Here is a 17,718-nt window from a genome sequence, read left to right on the forward strand (position 1 = left end):
ACGCGTCCTCGCGGACTGCGTCCCGGCAGAACTCGTCCCTGCGGAACGCTCCCCGGCCACGGCGTTGCCTAGCGCAGTCGCGCCACTCGCCATACGGCCAGGACGACCACGATCGCCACCAGGAGCACGTACCCGATCACCACGCGCCAGTCGGGGCTGCGGCCCGAGCCCCGCGCGGGGAAGCCCGGCAGGGTGTAGCCCACCCGGCGGGCGGCCATCATCCCCCAGCCGGCGGCGCAGGAGCAGATCAGCAGACCCAGCATCGCGATCACCGCTCCGCTGTCGCCGAAGTCGAAGGCCAGCGGGAAGGCGAACATCAGGGAGCCCACGGCGGCCAGACCCACGATCGGGGCCAGCTGCCACAGCCGCAGCCGACGCTGCGGGCGCAGCTCCACCTCGACCTCGGGGCCGCCGGTGAACATCTCCTCCGGCTCGGGGCCGTCGGCGGTCACCCCGCCGCCCACCGTGTCGTCCGGACCGTCCGGTGTCAGCCGGTCATCGCCCTCGTCCGGATCACCCGGTTCCACGACGACGTGCTCGGTGTCTCGTGCGGTGTCGCGAGGGCCGGCCTCCATCGCCACGCGCCCTCCCAACTAGGACTCCACTTGCGATCGAAGCTCGATGATGGCACGGCGCCGGAGGCCCCGATGACCGGTGGCGCATCCCGATGCCATGACGTGATCAGGCTGTGACCGGTCGTTCGAGCAACGCCAGGGCCAGTCGCGGAAGTTCCGCGCGGTCCGCCGCGGCCCCACTCAACCAGTGCACCCGGGGGTCGCGCCTGAACCACGAATCCTGACGGCGCGCGAAGCGTTTGGTGGCACGGACGGTCTCGGTCCGCGCCTCCGTTTCCGTGCACTCCCCGGCGAGCGCCGCGAGGACCTGCTGGTACCCGAGCGCCCGTGACGACGTGCGGCCCTCACGCAGCCCGTGCGCCTCCAGGGCGCGCACCTCGTCCACGAGCCCGTCCTCCCACATCCGGTCGACGCGCAGCGCGATGCGCTCGTCGAGTTCGGGGCGGGCGACGTCCACGCCGATCTGGACGGTGTCGTAGACCGAGTCGTGGCCCGGCAGGTTGGCCGTGAAGGGCCGGCCGGTGATCTCGATCACCTCCAGCGCCCTGACGATACGGCGCCCGTTGCTGGGCAGGATGGCGCGGCCGGCCTCGGGGTCGGCGGCACTGAGCCGGGCGTGCAGGGCGCCGGAGCCGCGCAGCGCGAGTTCCTCCTCCAGGCGCGCCCTGACCTCGGGGTCGGTACCGGGGAACTCCAGGTTGTCGACGGCGCCCCGGATGTAGAGCCCGGAGCCGCCGACGAGGATCGGCCAGCGGCCCTCGGCGAGCAGCGCGTCGATACGGGTCCGGGCGAGCCGCTGGTACTCGGCGACGGACGCCGTCACGGTCACGTCCCAGATGTCGAGCAGGTGGTGCGGGACGTCGGCGCGCTCCTCGGGCGTCAGCTTGGCGGTGCCGATGTCCATCCCGCGGTACAGCTGCATGGAGTCGGCGTTGACGACCTCACCGCCCAGCCGTTGGGCCAGGAAGACGCCGAGGTCGGACTTGCCGGCCGCGGTGGGGCCGACGACGGCGATGACACGGGGGGCGAGGGGTGCGCTGCTCACCGCACCAGTCTCGCAAACCTCCACGGCGGCTCTCGAACGAGTTACGTGACAGTCCGTGTCCGCCTTCGTTGCCCGTTGCGAGGTTCCCGCCGCCGGCGAGAGGCGGTGACCGCGGTGGCGCGAACGGGCGCACCGGGTCACGCGGGATTTCGCTCACACGAGTAACGTATGGAGTGGATATGGGCGTTTTTGCACGACTCCTCGGAAAGAAGCCGAAGGTCACGGAGGAGCCGGACACCGAGGCGCCGGCCGCCGCCGAGCCGGAAGGGCTCACGGAGAACCCGGTGCGGGAGGCGGCCGGGGCCTCGGTGACGAAGGACTCGGCGAAGGAGTCGGTGGAGGAGTCGGTGAAGCAGTCCGGCGAGGACGCAGCGGACGGTGCGGACGGCGCCGGAGGCGTGGCGGCACGGACGGATCCCGGGACCGTCGCGGCGACCGGACCGGACAGCACCGAGATCCCCCAACAGCAGTCCGCCAAGGAGGCCGCCGACAACGAGGTCGGCCAGGGTGCTCGCACATAGCGGCCGGCGAGGGAAGCCATAGGGAAGGTAGCCATGGGTCTGATGGACAATTTGAAGGCCAAGCTCGCCCCGGCCAAGGACCGGGTCTCTGATCTCGCGCAACAGCACGAGGACAAGATCGACAAGCTCCAGCACGGCATCGACAGGGCCGCGCGGGTCGTCGACGAGAAGACCAAGGGCAAGTACAGCGACAGGATCCAGACGGGAACGGGCAAGGCCAAGGACGCCGTGGACCGGTTCGTGCACCCGGACGCGACCGACCCCGGGGCCCCGACCAGGCCGGAGGACCGGCCGCCGGCTTCCTGAACCCGGCGGACCACGCGGATCGGCGGACGGCCGAGAGTCACCCGACTCCCGGCCGTCCGCCGTTTCACGAAGCGCTCAGGACCAGGTGTGCTCAGGACCAGGTCGCCACGAGGTAGCAGACGCCGTAGGGAGCGTCGTCGTGCAGCAGTTCCCCGGCCAGGCCCGCGTCCTCGGCCGCGCCGGCCAGCACCTGCCAGGGGGCCCGGCCCGAGGCCTTGAGACGGTGGGCCAGGTCGGGATCGAGGGCCTTGATCGCCGCGAGGTCGGCGCTGCCGAGCGCGCGGGCGGCCTCCGCGTCGAAGGGCGCCGCCCGCTCGTCGAGGTAGCCGGGCGCCTTGAGGGTGCGGCAGGCGGTGCCGTCGCCCATGACCAGCATCGCCACCCGCGCGGCCCGCTCGGCGATCTGCCGGCCGGCCCGGACGCACCGCTCGGCCTCCAGGGGCTCGCCCACGCCCAGTCCCTCGACCGGTGCGGAGGCCCAGCCGGCGCGATCCAGCAGCCAGGCGCCGACGGCGAGCGAGGCGGGCAGCTCCCGCCCACCGGCCTCGCCGTCGCCGTCGCCGAGTCGTACGTCGACGTCGACGCCGAAACCCCGGAACGACCCGGTGCTCCCCTGCGGGAAGGCGCCCCGCCCCGGCTGCTCCGCGGGCCCGATCACCACGAGCAGGTCGGGCCGCGCGGCGGCGAGCACACCCAGCGCGTCGGCGCAGGCGGCCCGAACGGTGTCCAGCTCGGGGGCGGCACCCGCGGCGACCTCGGGCACGAGGAGCGGCGGGCAGGGGCAGACGGCTGCGGCGACAAGCATGATCGGCAGGGTAGCGGCGCAGCCCGCCGAGGTCAGCCCACGACCGGCCCGCGATCAGAGCCGGCCCGCGCCGGCCCCGTCCGCCCGTCGCTGGGGACACCCCCGACGAACCCGACCCCTCGGTGCCCCGCGACGAACCCACCGCCGCGATGCCCCCGCGACAAGCCCGACCCCTCGGCCGCGCGCCCCGTCAGTCGCAGCCGCAGCCGCTTCCCGAGGCCACCGGCAGCGGCGCCGGTACGCCGATCTTCGGCAGCCCGAGCAGCACGCCCGCCGGCTTGGCCGCCTCGGCGGCGTTGCGCTTCTCCCAGGCGTCGCCCGCGCGGGTGCGGCGGACGTCCAGGACCGCGCCCTCGGCGAGGAGGTGGTGCGGGGCGGCGTAGGTGATCTCGACCGTGACCACGTCCCCGGGCCGGACCTCCTGGTCCGGCTTGGTGAAGTGGACCAGCCGGTTGTCGGGGGCGCGGCCGGAGAGACGGTGGGTGGCGCCGTCCTTGCGGCCCTCGCCCTCGGCGACCATCAGCTCCAGGGTGCGGCCGACCTGCTTCTTGTTCTCGTCCCAGGAGATCTCCTCCTGGAGGGCCACGAGACGCTCGTAGCGCGCCTGGACGACCTCCTTGGGGATCTGGTCCTCCATGGTGGCGGCCGGGGTGCCGGGCCGCTTGGAGTACTGGAAGGTGAAGGCCTGGGTGAAGCGGGCCTCGCGGACCACGTGCATGGTCTGCTCGAAGTCCTCCTCGGTCTCGCCGGGGAAGCCCACGATGATGTCGGTCGTGATCGCGGCGTGCGGGATGGCGGCCCGGACCTTCTCGATGATCCCGAGGTAACGGTCCTGCCGGTAGGAACGCCGCATCGCCTTGAGCACGGTGTCCGAACCGGACTGCAGCGGCATGTGCAGCTGCGGCATCACGTTGGGCGTCTCGGCCATCGCGGCGATGACGTCGTCGGTGAAGTCGCGGGGGTGCGGGGAGGTGAAACGGACCCGCTCCAGTCCGTCGATCTTGCCGCAGGCGCGCAGCAGCTTGCTGAAGGCCTCGCGGTCGCCGATGTCGGAGCCGTACGCGTTGACGTTCTGGCCGAGCAGGGTGATCTCGGAGACGCCCTCGCCGACCAGGGCCTCGATCTCGGCGAGGATGTCCCCGGTGCGCCGGTCCTTCTCCTTGCCGCGCAGGGCCGGGACGATGCAGAAGGTGCAGGTGTTGTTGCAGCCGACGGAGATCGACACCCAGGCCGCGTACGCGCTCTCCCGCCGGGTCGGCAGCGTGGAGGGGAACGCCTCCAGCGACTCCGCGATCTCGACCTGCGCCTCCTCCTGCACCCGGGCGCGCTCCAGGAGGACCGGCAGCTTGCCGATGTTGTGCGTGCCGAAGACGACGTCGACCCAGGGGGCCCGCTTCACGATGGTGTCGCGGTCCTTCTGCGCGAGGCAACCGCCGACCGCGATCTGCATCCCGGGGCGCTTCGTCTTCATCGGGGCGAGGCGGCCGAGGTTGCCGTAGAGGCGGTTGTCGGCGTTCTCCCGGACGGCGCAGGTGTTGAAGACGACGACGTCGGCGTCGCCGTCCGCCCCCTCGGGCGCGCGCACGTACCCGGCGTCCTCCAGCAGCCCGGACAATCGCTCGGAGTCGTGGACGTTCATCTGGCACCCGTAGGTGCGGATTTCATAGGTTTTAGATGAACGAACGTCCACTGCCGCGCTCCGGTCACTGCTGATGGTCATGGCTCAAGGGTAGGCGGTCCCGGACAAGTGCCCGTCCTGGATCGATGTACCGCACCGACCGGCCCGGGTGGTGCCGGCATGCGCCGCCGATCACCCGGTCGCCCTGTCTGTGTGCCCGCGATCGGCCGGGGCGGTGCGGCGCTGAAAAGGAACAGATCATTCTGATGTCCGCGCGGACGGATCGAAAACCGCGGCGGGAAATCCTTCGCCCACCGGGACGAAGCCGCCTCCCCATGCGTATTCTCAACATACGCCCAATCGACTACCCTGAACCGCATGTCACTGCGGACGCCGGATCGAACACGGATGCTGAATCCCTGGCTCGGCCAACTTTCCCGAGGCATGCAGGTTCTCCTGCTCGTCTGCTCGCTCCTGGTTTCCCTCATCACCATCTGGATCGGTTCCCAGTTATCCAATGGATGGCGCGAGGGAGCCAATGCCGTCGGACTGGGACTTCTTGTCTCCGCGGTCTTCGGCGTGGCGCAGTCCGTAGTGACCGACCCCATCTCGAAGGAGATCCTGCGTCAGTCGATCACAGAAGAGGTCCGAGCCGCACTGAACGGTATGCACAGCTCGTACATCCCGACGCACGAGTTCCCGCCCAGCAACCATCCGGGTATCGGATTCAATGCGCTCATGACGGAGGATCTGTACACCTCAAGCACCTACTGGTACCGCGGGATCCACACGAAGTTCTGCGCGACCAGGTTCTCCATGCTGCGCAATTCGAACCTTCAGGCTCATCTCATCCTGCCGGATCCGACCGTCCCGTATTCACTGGACGCACGTCTGGAATATCGGGCCGCTCAGGCCGGCGAGGCTCAGCGCACTCTTCAGGAGATCCGGGAGAGCACCCTTCGCTCGATATGGGCCGGCCTGGTCGGCCTCTTTCTGGTGCGGAACAGATGTGGTTCGATCGAGGTCCTCCTCGTTCCAACCCCGTCGCTGGATCGGTTCGAGATATTCCAGAACAGCGCGTGGGTCACGCTCTTCACCGACATGGACCAGGGCACCACGTTCCCCTCGACCATGCGCTTCCCGCAGCAGTCACTGATCTACCGCATGCAGGAAGCGGAGTGCCTGGCGATTCGGCGGTCCCCGAGCACCCGCCGCTTCGAGATCAGCCGGGCGACCACGGAGCAGGAGTTCGCCTCCTTGTTCGCCCGGATGACGGGGCAGGATCTGACACCTCAGCTCCTCGTCGAGCTGACGGCCGCCTACGAAGGGACCGCCGACCGGTTCCGCTCCGCCGTCCAACTGCATCCCTCGCCCTGGCCGCGCTGAACCGGGGATCCGGCCTCCGGAGCACCGGATCCAGCCGACATGGCGGATCACGTCATTCCGCGCGGTACCACTCACGCGCCGCGGCATCCAGCAGTACGGCGGAGCGACCGGATTCCCCTTGCGCCGACCGCGCGACGCCGGCCACCGCCGCCGCGACGACCCGCACGGTCGTGCCGTGCAGGGCGATCCCGCTGCGCCGGCCGTCCGCGGCCAGGAAGTCCTCCAGGATCTGCTCGCGGGCCCTGTTGTTGAGACTGTCCGACGCCTCGGCCACTTCCCCTGCCTCCGAGCGCATCGTGAACCGGGTGACGGCCTCTCCACCGACGAGCCTCCGGTTCCGGTAGATCACGACCTCGAAGGGACTCGTCCCGTCGGCCCGTCCGTCCTGGTAGGAGTGCGCCTGGACCGCGAGGAGCGGTCCCACGTTCACCGTTACACGCTCGTGCCTGATGCGCCCGTTCCCCTTGTAGGTGTCGGCGGGAAGTTCGAGCCACGACCTGCCGGACAACGACGACTGCAAAAGGGACAGCACCGCCGTCGTCACCACTTCTGATCCGCGCATGAGCCGTGCCAGCAGTACGACATCAGTCTCGCCCCAGGACTGCCGGGGCAGCGAGGCCGGACGGGGCAGCCCGCCGAAGTGCCGCCAGCGCTTGCCGCCGAACAGTCGCTCGTAGGAAGCCTCGGCCAGTTGGGCACCCAACCGGTTCGCGGCGACGGGGAAGACGTCGAGCCCCACCCGGTCCGGCGGCACGGCGGCCTGCTGATTCACTTCGCTCAGCCAGCAGAAGAGGTCGACGAAATGATAGCCGGAGTGCAACAGCTTGCCGTATCCGAATTTATAGGGGTGACCGTCGCGCGAGACGAACTCCCACGGCATGTTCCAGGTGCCGTCGGCATGATGGATATCCAGGTAGGTGACGGGAACCCCGAATTCCGCCACGATCTCTCCGACGACTTCCTTCACCATGCGATAGGCCGGATGAACCCGACGTTGCGCCTGGACGACGACCGTCACGCCGTACCGGTCCGCAAGTTCGGCGAGGCAGCGATGGTCCGACACCAGGCGCAGTGCTTCGACCGGTCCTTTCTCCCTCAGGTCACGGGCCGTCACCGGCTTTTCGAGGAGTACGTGCATACCGCGCCGCACCGCCCACTCGGCATAGGCTCGGTGAGCACGTGGCTCGGTCGCGACAATGCATCCCCAGGCAGATTCCCCGCTTAGCGGATCCTCCATCTCCAGAAAGACGGACAATTCGTCGTGATCCAGGTCATCAGGTACCAGAACGACCCGCTGCGGCTGGATTGAACGCCCTTTCAGGAAATGCTCCACAACGTGACGCTGGGACTCTTTCTCGATGACCGCGTCTATGGTGAGACGTCCGATGGAATGGTATCTTTCGAGAACGGGGTAGTAGAACGTCCTGGCATATGGCCCGAGCCCCGCCAGGACTATCCTCGGAGCATCCTCGGAAAGCATGAGAAATCTTCCCTTCAGTGAGACCTGACGAGTGATCGGCACAGTGGGACGGGATTGATTCATGACTGGTAATTCCGATCGATCCGACGCGGGAAGTTCCGCACGGAATCTGGTTGTCACACCCGCGGCCGGATATTTCGGCGCACATGTCTCCGGAGTGCGTCTGGGGAGTCCGCTGGCGCCGACGACTCTTGACGCTCTCCGAACGGCACTGGATCAACACCGGGTGCTCTTCTTCAGGCGCCAGTTCCTCAGTCACACGGAGCAGACCGCGTTCGCCGGCCAGCTCGGCCCGCTCGCTCCGGCCCATCCATGGCAGGAGCCGGTCGCTCAGCACCCGTTCGTGCACCGCCTGGTGACCGGACGGCAACAGTCTGTGAGTGGCGAGGAGGAGCACCGCGCCCGCTGGCGGAGTCCCGATTACCTCTCCGGCTGGCACGCCGACATCACCGCCGCCGTCGACCCGCCGTCCTACGGCATCCTGCGGGCCGAGAAGGTGCCCTCCCGAGGCGGCGACACGACGTGGGCCGACACCGTCACCGCCTACGAGCAGTTGTCCGAACCACTGCGGCGGTTCCTGGACGGGCTGACGGCCGAGCACCGCTACCTCGTGGGATACGTGCCGTTCGGTGTCACCGACCACGCGCTGCGGACGGCCACGGCTGCCGGTCTCGTCACACATCATCCGGTCGTGCGGGTGCTCCCCGGCGAGGAGAGGCGTGCCCTCTTCGTGAACCCCGCGTTCACCAGTCACATCAACGAGCTGTCTCCGCCGGAGAGCCGGCGCATCCTCGATCTGGTCTTCACCCACATGACCCGGCCCGAGTTCACCGTCCGGCACCGCTGGGAGGCGGGCGACGTGGCCGTCTGGGACAACCGCGCCACCGTGCACATCGCTCCGGAAGACCACGAGCACCTCGGTGAAGTGCGCGCGATGTACCGCGTCTTCGTCGCCGGCTCCCCCGCGACCGGCCCCGGCGGCCGGACCTCCACCGCGGTGTGCGGGGCTCGCTATCAGGTCGTTCCGCAGGCGGCGAGCTGAAGCCGGGCTCATCGCGGGAGGGGCACGGGCCGCACCGGCCAGTGCGGACCGTAGGACGGGACGACCAGGAAGAGCCCACCGTCGTCGAACACGGGACATGCCGTGAACTCCAACTGGTCTCCGTCCAGGCAGAAGCAGAACGCCTTCGAGTAGCTCACCACCGTGGCGGTCCTGAGCCGGTGGCCGGCGACGCCCTCGACATCCTTCACCTGGAAGATCGCAGGCAGATCGAGGTGGCCGGGCGGATCGTCCTCGGTGAAGACGGCGCGCACCACGGTCGCGGCGCCCAGTGGCCGCCGTAGCGCGGGTGCCACCGGAAAGCGTTCTGTCCGACTGCGCGAATGGTACGAGATGGAGACGCGCAGCCCCCGATATCGCAGGTTGAACCGGTTCCTGCCGCTGGTTTCGAAGGCTGCATGCATCACGTGCGAAGGTACGCCCGGATACGCGGCACGCCATACGTAGTAGAGGTTGGTCTGTTCGTCCGGGGGCCAGCGGGACTCCCAGCGCCTTCCCCCGTCCGCGGGCAGCCCGCGAACCGCCCGCGTCGTCGCGGCGACCGCCTCGGCTCCGTAGACGTCGAGGTCGACGTCGGAGCGATCGTTCGACAGACCAAGGGCGTAGGACCCGTTGAGCCCGATCAGGTCCGGGCTCACTCCCGAGGCGTCGGCCAGTGAGACGAGCAACTCGGCGACGAGCGCCCGACGTCCTGGCCCGGGGTCCGCGATCAGCCCCCGGGCCGCCTGCTCGGGGACGACGGTCGCGGATATGTCGCCCGGCGCGAGCAGTTCGAATCGCCTTCCGTAGAACGGCACGTCAACGAAGGGGAGGCGGCGCCGCACGGGTGCGCCGTCCGGCCAGCGGTGATCACGGACCTTCACGAGACCGTCGCGCTGCTCGTAGTCACGCCGAGGCGCATCATGCGAGGGCGCCCAATCGGGTACGGCCAGCACCCCGTTGCCGGGATGGAGATCTCCGACGGCTTTGTACACCCAGCCGTCCCGCGTCCAGAACTTGTCGGCGTACCGCACGCCTCGGTCGGCGAATCCATCGTGTGCGGGTGTCGGCGAGTCGGTCGCCCAGGCGGGTACGTCCACGGTCCAGGGCTCAGGCATCGAGCAACTCCAGAAGCGAGGGAAGGTCGGCGAAGACGAGACGCGAGTTGTCGAAGTCCGTCAGCAGCAAAGTCCGTTCGTCCCGGTCGACGTCCACGTGACGCGGAAAGAACAGGCTCCCCACCAGGTCGTCGAGGACCGGGGACAGGGAACGAACGCAGCCGCGCGCACTCACGAACAGCAATCGGTGGCCGCCGGTGTCGACCACCAGCACGGCTCCGCTTCTCAGTCGAGCCATCGCGCGGGGCTGCCGTAGCGCGGTGCCCGTCCGGTCCATGACCCGCTCCGCGTCGAGCCAGGTACGGCGTCTGCCACCGGGAGAGATCCGGACCAGCCGGTCCGCGCCCGTGTCCGAGACCAGGACCCCGCCGTCGGGGAGAGGGACCGCCATATGCGGGTCGGACAGTCCGGTGTGCCACCAGCGTGCCACCCCGCGCCCGTCGATCCGGCTGACGGTTCCGGCCTCGCTGTCGGTGACCAGCAGCTCCAGCGGTGACTCGGACGTCACCACGACATGATGCGGGTCCGCGAACGGCACCGGCACGGAATCCCCGTGGCGGCGCCATGCCGTCAACCGCCACCGGGGACTTCCCGTCCGGTTCAGGCACAGCAGACGCCGCTGCCGTCCGTCCGCCACCAGCACCCCGTCGGGTACGGACGTCGCGAACCGGGGCCAGTCCAGTGTCACCCGCGCGGAGGAGCCGGGCAGGACGCGGCTCACCGCTCCCGTCGGCGCCGCCTCGATCACGCGGTCGTTGTGGCAGTCGGCCACGATCACGGTGCCTCGGGGGGAGAAGTGGGCGCCACGAGGCTGAATCAGTTCCGTGGACTCCACATCGCACCGTCCCGCGAGCACGGTGAGCTTGTCGTCCGCTCCCAGCCGCAGCAGGCGACCACCACGCCCCTCGGCCACGAGCACGGTCCCGTCCGGACCTTCCTGTGCGGTGCCGGGGTGCCACAGTCTGAGCGTGGACGTCGCGTACGCGTCGGTCCTGCCCCACACACGGGACACGGCACCGCCGACGACGTCCAGTATCCGGTTGTTCTTGGTGTCCGCGATCAGCACGCTGCCCGACTGGGCGAACGAGGCCCACCGGGGGGCGTTGAGCAGTCCGGACTTCTTCCCGGCGCGACCGGTCCTGCCGTGGACGACGGTCGGACGGCGGGACCGGCGCGTACCGACCGGCACGTGGAGTACGACGTGGGCGCGGGCGTCCGTCACCAGGAAGCCGGCGCCGTCGGGGTCGACGCACACCCCCACCGGCTCCTCCAGTCCGTCCGCCGCGTCCAGCCGACGACGGACACGGCCCCCGGGGGTCAGGACGAGCACCTCCGCACGGCGCGGCAGCGCCAGCACGAGGTCGCCCGTGCCGAGAACACCCGCACAGGCCGGCGGCCAGGCTCCGCGGCGTACCTCGTCGGGCACCGGAAGAGCCACGCGGGTACCGTCCGGCCGGAGCAGGAGCACGTCGCGCGGTGTCGTCAGCACCAGACCGTTCCGGTCGGCCGAGGCGAAGATCGCGTCGGGCTCACGCCACTCCCAGCGTCCTCCGGCGGTGAGCAGTCCCAGCCCGTGCTCGCGATGCACCGCGGCGACCGTCCCTGTCGGCAGGCCGAAAGCGCAGTGGAAGCCGACCAGGTCCGGGGATTCCCGGCGCACCTGGCCGGGCACGGTGAGCCGCCTGCCCAGTTCCCACGCGGTGACCGGGGATTCCGCCAGCCGCTCCATCGGCAGGAGGGCCGGCACGCCCGTCCCGGGTCCCACGGTCCGTGGCCGGCTCCTGTCACCGATCCTGTCACCAAGGATGTGGATCACCTGCTCTCGACATGAAAGGGGGAAGGTCCTCCCGGTGTTCCGCGAGCACCAGGCGCACCAGTTCGAGGGCCGCGGTCGCCGGATCCTCCGTCGCGTCGGCGGCACCCATGGCGGTGCGCAGCGCACCCGGGTGCACCGCCGCGACCCGGATGCCATGACCGGCCAGTTCCTGCCGGAGGCAGAGGCTCATCATGTTCTGCGCGGCCTTTCCGATCCGGTAGGCGTAGTGCCTGGCACCCGGGCCGTCCTCGGCCGCGGCGGCGAACGAGCCCCAGCGGGAGGAGACGTGCAGGACGGTGGCCCGTGACGAGCGGCACAGCGCCGGCAGCAGCGCCTGGGTGAGCCGCAGCGGGCCGAGGCAGTGGGTGGACACCGACTCCAGTACGTCGTCCGGCGGCAGTTCCCGCAGTGTGTGCGGAGGGTGGCCGACTCCGGCGTTGTGGACCAGGAGGTCGACGGCCCCGTCTCCCACCAGTGCCGCCAGACGCCGCCCCAGGGCCGGGTCCCGCACGTCACCCACCACGGGGCGCATCGTGACCGCGCCGATCCGTGCCGCGTCGGCGGAGCTGCGCACGACGCACAGCACATCGAAGCCTCGGCCGGTGAGGTGTCCGGCCAGGTGCAGTCCGAGGCCCCGGGCGGCTCCGGTGACGACCGCGGTCGGCGGACCTTCACCGGCCCGCTCCTCCGCACCGGCCGGGCTCACCGTCGCGCGCCCGGATCGTCGGCGCCGTTGAGGACCACGCCCCGCCGGGCCGTGGACATCGGGGTGGGTACGGCCGTGGAGCGGGGTCCTGAAGTACGGTCGTTCCCCCGGTAGTGGTGACCGCCGCTGACGAGTACCTGTCGGCTGTGGTCCGGGTCGTGGTCAAGTTCGTCGGTGCTGCGGAACCCGAGCACCAGACTCATCCGACTGGTGGTACCGGTGTTGGCGCTGACCGTGTGGAACACGAGCGAGTCGAACAACAGCACTCCACCGGCGGGCATGGGGATCGGCAGCGCCTGGTCCATGAGGTCCGCGAACTCCGGGTGCTCGTCCATCCAGGTGCCTCCTCCGTCGGGTTGGGGCACCCCCACGAACGGCAGGTACTGGGAACCGGGCACCAGATGCGTGCATCCGTTGAGGACGGTCGACTCCTCCAGGTAGACGACGGCGGTGACGAGCCCGCGCGACCACTGCAGGATGTCCCGGTGCAGGCGCGGTTCGGCGCTGCCCGGGTGGTTGACCGCGGCCTGGTTGTGGCGGTTGAGCACGTAGACGACGTGCGGACCGAGCAGTGCGCACAGCGGCTCGACGACCTGCGGCAGTGTGATGAGCCGGTGCACCAGGTGCGGGTCGCGCTGGTAGAGCCGGTACAGCTTGGGCTGCGCTCCGGGTGTCTGCGTGACGGGTCCGGACCGGGCGTCGGCGTCCCGGACCAGGTCGCGCAGCCTGGACGACAGCGCTTCCGGGACGAGGCCCGGCAGGCGAAGGTATCCGCTGTCCCTGAAGTGCCGTATCTGCTGTGGCGTCAGACTCATCGTGTCCCCCGTCGCGAGGCGTGGTTCGGTGCGGACCGGCCGGTCCGGGCGGTGGAATGACGGCTGGTCACCAGATGGCCGAGACGCCGGGGCAGGTACCAGGCGAACAGCCGGAACCGGTACCACCAGCCGTACTGCAGCGTCATCAGCGAGAACAGGTACTCGTGCACCCTGAACACGCGGTGGGCGCCGGGCAGAAGGACGATGCGCCAGGCGCCGGCCGCGGAGCCGAGATACAGGTTGGCGGTCAGAAGTCGTTCGTAGCTGTCCCGCAGTGCCATGTCATCGGCGTAGGGGCTGTCGGGCCGGTACCCGTCGCGCAGGGCGCGGTGCCGGTAGCTGAGCATCCCCTGGAGGTCACCCGACTCCTGGAACCAGACGGAGGACTCCTCGGCGTGTCCGCCGTCGGCCCGTGGAGCGCCACGGCGAAGGGTGTCGAGGCTGTCGCGGACGTCCTGCAGAGCACGGAAGGCGGCCTCGTACCGCTTCGCCCTGCCCCCGTCGTCCGGACGCCCGTCCTGTTCACGGCCGCCGGAGCCGGTGCCGTACCCGGCGTCGGCGGCCCGAGTCCGGGCCAGCAGCCAGCGCCCCAGAGGCCGCAGGTCAGGAGTCCGGTGCATGTGCTCGATCACTCGGTACGTGGTCTCTTCGAGGGCCAATTCCGCCTCGGGGTCGCCGGCGACCGCCGGACGCCGCCATCGCAGCCACAGCCAGGCCGGCAGCAGGCGGCCCTGCGCCCACAGACAGGCGCCGATACGTTCGACCCGCAGATGCCGGTCGGGACCGTCGGTGGGAGCGCGCCACCACATCCGTCGCAGGGAGTTCCAGGCGCCTGCCTCCCACATCAACTGCGAACGGATGGCGCGCAGTTCGACGGGATCGTTCGTACCGGTGCCACCGTCGCTCAGCAGCCTGCGGACCTCACGGTGGAGCCGGAGCGAGACATACAGCAGGAAGGTGGCCCGGTGTCGTTCCCCGTCGGTGACCGGAAGGTTCGGCTGTGCCGGAACCCGGGCCCGTGTCTCGGGCAGCGCGGGCATCCCCCAGCTCCGCGCGATCCGGGTCAGCAGCAGATCGGTCCGGCCGCACACCACCCTGACCTCGGCTCCCGCGGCGCGCAGCAGGGACTGGAGCGGGACGGTGTCCTCCTCCGGTGCGTGCGTGGGGTGTCCGGCATGCATGATCCACAGCAGCCGAAGGCCGCGAAGCGCGTCGGGCGGAAGCGCGGCCACGAGCCGGTCGACGTCGAAGTAGTCACTGCCGCTGTAGCCGATGACTATCACCGCGGAGTGGGCCCGAAGGAGCCCGTACAGCCGCCCGGCCTCCTCCTCGGGGAAACCGCCGCGGATACGGCTCAAGGTCGCCCCGAGTTCCTTTCCGTCGGGCGAATCGGCGAAGGAGCCGTGGAAGTGGTGGACGGCGCCCACCGGTACCGGCCTGCCGTGCCGGGCTTCGTGGGCGCTCTCGATGCAGGTGTCGAAGTTGGCGGTGACGTGGTGGCCGCCCAGTGCGACGTGGTCGGCGGCGAACGCGTGCAGCCGGTTCGGCTCCGCGCTCCTGACGTCGTCCAGGATGTCGAAGGTGTCCGGCGAGGCCTGCGGACGGGCTCGCGCGGCGGCGTCGAGTGCTGTTTCCAGCCGGGGCAGTCGTGGAGCGGGCAGACTGGTGTCGTTGCCGCACAGCCGGTTCGTGTGCAGGCCGACGACCTGGTGGTACGTCAGGACCTTCGCGAGCGCGCCCGCTTCGAAGAACGTGTCGAAGACTCGTCGGGTCAGTTCCGGTCCACTGGGCAGGCTGGTGGGACCCTCGACGGAGATTCCCGCTCCGGACCACAGCAGCACCTGCTCCGGCCGCAGTCCGTGGAGCAGTTCCAGCGCCTCGTCACCGGCGTCGCGGGCACTCACCGGGGCCCCGCCTCCGGGTCGGCGTCACCGGCGGTGGTCCCCGTGGTGCCGGGCAGGGAGGCCGCCCAGACGGCGTCGAAGCGACCGAGCCAGTAGTCGTACCAGTGCGGGGATGTGCGGCGGTCGAGCCGCAGGTGCATGCGGTCGTCGATCGTGCTGTCGCGGAAGCCGTGGAACTCCACCACGATCGTGCCGTCCGGGCTGTCGCCGTTGACGATGAGGAGGCTGAAGCCGGGATTGACCGGCAGTCGGCGGCACTCGAACCCGGTCAGGCCCTCCATGCGTCGCAGAGCGTGCAGAGAGCCGCGCAGGGCAAGGTCGAGGTCGAGGTTGTCGTCGAGTTGCACGGCGGCGTCCGCGACGGCCCGCGGGGCGGGATCGAGGACGGCGATCCTGACGGTGCCCCCGCGCTGGAGGATCAGCCGCCTCAGATCGTCCGCGCCGGCCAGGACGTTGATCGCGGTGGGCCCGTAGACCCTCAGGTCCCGGGCTCGTTCCAGGAGCGTGCGCAGCGGTCCGAGATCCTCACGCCGGTGCAGCACGTCGTCGGCCGAGACCGGCGCGGGTTCGGCCGGCGCCGCCGTGCGGAAGACCAGGAATGCCAGGGCTGCCACGGTGAACTGCAGCAGACGCCGGCTGTCGACCACGTCGAACAGTCCCAGTCCGACGAGGGCGAGGCCCAGAAGGAAGAACGCGTAGGCCTCGATGTGCCGGCCATGCCTGATGTCGTCCATGACGAGACCGAGACGTCGGCGCAGGGTGTTCACCAGCTTGTCCTCTTTCGTGTGTCCTCTTTCGTGCCAGAGGTGCCGGAATCCGGCCTCTCGACTGAAGCGGCTGCCGGTGTGGAGGGACAAGGCGCGTTTGTGTCCGCATCCGGCTCCGCTGTATCCGTGGTTTCCAGGAGAGGCCCGCCGAGGCGCGGTTAGTCTCCCGTCGAGGGCCGGAAGCCGGGGAGAGCACATGACGGTGTGGCGCAGCGGATCGGGTACGCCCGCCGGGATCGACCTGTGTCTGGCGGCCCTGCATCAGCGCGGAGTCCTGGGCACCATGGCCGTGGTGAACGCCTTCCGGTCGGCGCACCCGGACTACCCGCTGTCCGACTCCATGGTCAGATCCATGCTCAACGGCACCAGGGAGCCGAAGCCGGACTTCGTGCACCTCCTGGCCCGGCTGGCCGACGTACCCGTGACCCAGGTGTTCGCGCATCTCGGCTGGCTGCCTCCCGAGGAGGCGGCCGACGCCAGCGTGCCGCACCTCGTGCGGCAGTTGCGGACGGGCATCACGGCTGCGGGTCGGCTCGCCCGGGAGGTCAGCGAGCCCTGGTTCGATCGCGCTCCGGCGGCCGCCGCGGCGGCGGTGCTGACGAGTGAGGAGGGTGCCCGCAGGTTCACGATGGAGCTGTCGGCGGTCGAGTCGGGCGCCCGTTACCGGTGCGCCGTGATGGACGTCGCCGAGTTCAGGCTGCGCTCGGGCGTGCGGCCCCTGCCTCTGGACCGGGCCGTCGCCCTCGCCGACGGCGGGCTGCTGCGCGGCACGCTGGCGGTGATGGCACGGCGCGCGGAGATGACCGAGCACCCGGACTACTGGTCGGTGCGGCTCGAACTGGCGGCGCTGGCCCACCAGGCCCTGCAGTACCGGGGCGAGTACAGCTGGCAGGGGCAGCCCGGAGCCCGTCTGTGGCTGGACGCGGCGGACGGCTACCGGCCCAGGCATCTGCTGGTACAGGACCGTCTCGCCGGCATGCGCCGGGAGCCGGTCCCGGCGGTGGCCGCCCGGTGGGCGGACGACGGCGTCCCACCCGTCGTGGTCATCGGTCACCGTCCGCTGGCGGGAGGTGCCGCCGCCCTGCTCGCGGAGGCGCTGGGACTGGAGTACGTACTGCCGCGGTCCGGCGAGGAGATCGTCGCCGACGGTCTGTTCCTGCCGGTTCTGCGAAGCCCGGTGCCTGGCCGGGTGGAGGCGTGGCTGTCCGTCATGAGACACCTGCGCACGCGGGCCGCGAGCGGTGCCCCATGGCCCGCGGTCGTGCTGACGCGCCCCTACGTCTTCGCAGAACCCGGCCGCGACGCCGAACTGGCGCTCGATGAACTACGCCGGTTACCGGCCTGTGTCGTGTCCGTCCGTCCTGCTGAGGCGATGCTGCGCTGGTGGGCGGTGCGCCGGACCGGCGCGGACTCCCCCGGCGACCCGGCCGCGCAGGCGTGGCTGGAACGGGAACGGCGCACATACGACGGGATCGAGAGCACGCTGAGTGCGCGCCCCGCGGACCGGACCCTGCTGATCCGGGTGCCCGAGCCGGCGGACCCGCTGCCGGTGGACGGCTGGGGGTGGCCGGACGTCGTGGCCGATCTGCAGCCCAGGCTGGCCTGGACGGTGCTGAGGTGGCTCGATCTGACGGCCCGTCGCCGGGGGCCGGGCCTCTCTGGACAGTTGCTGCCGGGACTGCTGGCGGAGTGGGCGCCCACCCTCCGGGAGGATTCCGACGTGTCCTCGCTGTCGCCTGGGTAAAGGGACGGATCACGGCTCGACGGCTCGACGGCTCGACGGCTCGACGGCTCGACGGCTCGACGGCTCGACGGCT

At 70.3% G+C, this 17,718-nt stretch carries 16 protein-coding genes; 5 read left to right on the top strand and 11 right to left on the bottom strand.

Going from position 1 to position 17,718, the window contains the following annotated elements; genetic code table 11:
• Positions 1-68: 68 nt before the first annotated feature.
• Together ACFY3I_RS05060 and miaA are read right to left on the bottom strand one after the other, a co-directional pair.
• The gene (locus tag ACFY3I_RS05060) at positions 69-575 is read right to left on the bottom strand and encodes a hypothetical protein (RefSeq protein WP_365288804.1); all 507 of its coding nucleotides are present in this window, start codon (positions 573-575) and stop codon (positions 69-71) included.
• A 106-nt stretch (positions 576-681) separates the two neighbouring features.
• Positions 682-1,620: a tRNA (adenosine(37)-N6)-dimethylallyltransferase MiaA gene (gene miaA / locus ACFY3I_RS05065; RefSeq protein WP_390859349.1), complete on the bottom strand. Its 939-nt coding sequence runs from the start codon at positions 1,618-1,620 to the stop codon at positions 682-684.
• Positions 1,621-1,799: 179 nt separating this feature from the next.
• Here miaA and ACFY3I_RS05070 point away from each other — a divergent pair, with 179 nt between their 5' ends.
• The gene (locus tag ACFY3I_RS05070; protein WP_390859350.1) at positions 1,800-2,141 is read left to right on the top strand and encodes a hypothetical protein; all 342 of its coding nucleotides are present in this window, start codon (positions 1,800-1,802) and stop codon (positions 2,139-2,141) included.
• Between the two features lie 33 nt (positions 2,142-2,174).
• Positions 2,175-2,447, top strand: coding sequence for an antitoxin (locus ACFY3I_RS05075; RefSeq protein ID WP_365288622.1), 273 nt, complete (start codon positions 2,175-2,177; stop codon positions 2,445-2,447).
• A gap of 91 nt (positions 2,448-2,538) precedes the next feature.
• Here ACFY3I_RS05075 and ACFY3I_RS05080 read toward each other — a convergent pair whose 3' ends face one another.
• A complete protein-coding gene (locus tag ACFY3I_RS05080; RefSeq protein ID WP_390859351.1) occupies positions 2,539-3,252 on the bottom strand; it encodes a class III extradiol dioxygenase subunit B-like domain-containing protein in 714 nt (237 codons plus the stop codon).
• Positions 3,253-3,442: 190 nt separating this feature from the next.
• On the bottom strand, positions 3,443-4,972 hold the full coding sequence (miaB, locus tag ACFY3I_RS05085) for a tRNA (N6-isopentenyl adenosine(37)-C2)-methylthiotransferase MiaB (RefSeq protein WP_365288618.1): 1,530 nt from the start codon (positions 4,970-4,972) through the stop codon (positions 3,443-3,445).
• A gap of 276 nt (positions 4,973-5,248) precedes the next feature.
• On the opposite strand from miaB, the gene ACFY3I_RS05090 reads away from it, so the two are divergent.
• A complete protein-coding gene (locus ACFY3I_RS05090; RefSeq protein ID WP_390859352.1) occupies positions 5,249-6,256 on the top strand; it encodes a hypothetical protein in 1,008 nt (335 codons plus the stop codon).
• 52 nt (positions 6,257-6,308) lie between these two features.
• Here the strand turns inward: ACFY3I_RS05090 and ACFY3I_RS05095 are convergent, their stop codons facing one another.
• On the bottom strand, positions 6,309-7,736 hold the full coding sequence (locus ACFY3I_RS05095; RefSeq protein ID WP_390859353.1) for a Gfo/Idh/MocA family oxidoreductase: 1,428 nt from the start codon (positions 7,734-7,736) through the stop codon (positions 6,309-6,311).
• A 61-nt stretch (positions 7,737-7,797) separates the two neighbouring features.
• Between ACFY3I_RS05095 and ACFY3I_RS05100 the strand changes: the two genes are divergently transcribed.
• Complete coding sequence (locus tag ACFY3I_RS05100; RefSeq protein WP_390859354.1) at positions 7,798-8,778, top strand: TauD/TfdA dioxygenase family protein; 981 nt, start codon at positions 7,798-7,800, stop codon at positions 8,776-8,778.
• Positions 8,779-8,786: 8 nt separating this feature from the next.
• Here the strand turns inward: ACFY3I_RS05100 and ACFY3I_RS05105 are convergent, their stop codons facing one another.
• From ACFY3I_RS05105 to ACFY3I_RS05130, 6 genes are read right to left on the bottom strand one after another with little or no spacing between them, the layout of a single operon-like run.
• Positions 8,787-9,893: a hypothetical protein gene (locus tag ACFY3I_RS05105; protein WP_390859355.1), complete on the bottom strand. Its 1,107-nt coding sequence runs from the start codon at positions 9,891-9,893 to the stop codon at positions 8,787-8,789.
• The gene (locus tag ACFY3I_RS05110; RefSeq protein ID WP_390859356.1) at positions 9,886-11,658 is read right to left on the bottom strand and encodes a hypothetical protein; all 1,773 of its coding nucleotides are present in this window, start codon (positions 11,656-11,658) and stop codon (positions 9,886-9,888) included. The genes ACFY3I_RS05105 and ACFY3I_RS05110 overlap by 8 nt, the downstream gene beginning before the upstream one ends.
• A 31-nt stretch (positions 11,659-11,689) precedes the next feature.
• On the bottom strand, positions 11,690-12,415 hold the full coding sequence (locus tag ACFY3I_RS05115; RefSeq protein ID WP_390859357.1) for an SDR family NAD(P)-dependent oxidoreductase: 726 nt from the start codon (positions 12,413-12,415) through the stop codon (positions 11,690-11,692).
• Complete coding sequence (locus ACFY3I_RS05120; protein ID WP_390859358.1) at positions 12,412-13,230, bottom strand: phytanoyl-CoA dioxygenase family protein; 819 nt, start codon at positions 13,228-13,230, stop codon at positions 12,412-12,414. Before ACFY3I_RS05120 ends, ACFY3I_RS05115 begins: the two co-directional genes overlap by 4 nt.
• On the bottom strand, positions 13,227-15,134 hold the full coding sequence (locus ACFY3I_RS05125; protein ID WP_390859359.1) for a hypothetical protein: 1,908 nt from the start codon (positions 15,132-15,134) through the stop codon (positions 13,227-13,229). The genes ACFY3I_RS05120 and ACFY3I_RS05125 overlap by 4 nt, the downstream gene beginning before the upstream one ends.
• Positions 15,131-15,901: a hypothetical protein gene (locus ACFY3I_RS05130; RefSeq protein WP_390859360.1), complete on the bottom strand. Its 771-nt coding sequence runs from the start codon at positions 15,899-15,901 to the stop codon at positions 15,131-15,133. The genes ACFY3I_RS05125 and ACFY3I_RS05130 overlap by 4 nt, the downstream gene beginning before the upstream one ends.
• Before the next feature lie 196 nt (positions 15,902-16,097).
• Between ACFY3I_RS05130 and ACFY3I_RS05135 the strand changes: the two genes are divergently transcribed.
• Positions 16,098-17,645 carry a hypothetical protein gene (locus ACFY3I_RS05135; RefSeq protein ID WP_390859361.1) on the top strand — a complete coding sequence of 516 codons (1,548 nt, stop codon included), beginning with the start codon at positions 16,098-16,100 and terminating at the stop codon, positions 17,643-17,645.
• Positions 17,646-17,718: the final 73 nt, after the last annotated feature.

This window comes from Streptomyces sp. NPDC001068 (assembly GCF_042897315.1).
Lineage (GTDB): Bacteria > Actinomycetota > Actinomycetes > Streptomycetales > Streptomycetaceae > Streptomyces.

Bases quoted from the DNA above. Each gene is read 5' to 3' on its own strand.
- ACFY3I_RS05135 (WP_390859361.1), top strand. From the start codon at position 16,098: ATGACGGTGTGGCGCAGCGGATCGGGTACGCCCGCCGGGATCGACCTG.
- ACFY3I_RS05090 (WP_390859352.1), top strand. From the start codon at position 5,249: ATGTCACTGCGGACGCCGGATCGAACACGGATGCTGAATCCCTGGCTC.
- ACFY3I_RS05080 (WP_390859351.1), bottom strand. From the start codon at position 3,252: ATGCTTGTCGCCGCAGCCGTCTGCCCCTGCCCGCCGCTCCTCGTGCCC.
- ACFY3I_RS05120 (WP_390859358.1), bottom strand. From the start codon at position 13,230: ATGAGTCTGACGCCACAGCAGATACGGCACTTCAGGGACAGCGGATAC.
- ACFY3I_RS05060 (WP_365288804.1), bottom strand. From the start codon at position 575: ATGGAGGCCGGCCCTCGCGACACCGCACGAGACACCGAGCACGTCGTC.
- miaB (WP_365288618.1), bottom strand. From the start codon at position 4,972: ATGACCATCAGCAGTGACCGGAGCGCGGCAGTGGACGTTCGTTCATCT.
- ACFY3I_RS05105 (WP_390859355.1), bottom strand. From the start codon at position 9,893: ATGCCTGAGCCCTGGACCGTGGACGTACCCGCCTGGGCGACCGACTCG.
- ACFY3I_RS05095 (WP_390859353.1), bottom strand. From the start codon at position 7,736: ATGCTTTCCGAGGATGCTCCGAGGATAGTCCTGGCGGGGCTCGGGCCA.
- ACFY3I_RS05070 (WP_390859350.1), top strand. From the start codon at position 1,800: ATGGGCGTTTTTGCACGACTCCTCGGAAAGAAGCCGAAGGTCACGGAG.
- ACFY3I_RS05075 (WP_365288622.1), top strand. From the start codon at position 2,175: ATGGGTCTGATGGACAATTTGAAGGCCAAGCTCGCCCCGGCCAAGGAC.
- ACFY3I_RS05100 (WP_390859354.1), top strand. From the start codon at position 7,798: ATGACTGGTAATTCCGATCGATCCGACGCGGGAAGTTCCGCACGGAAT.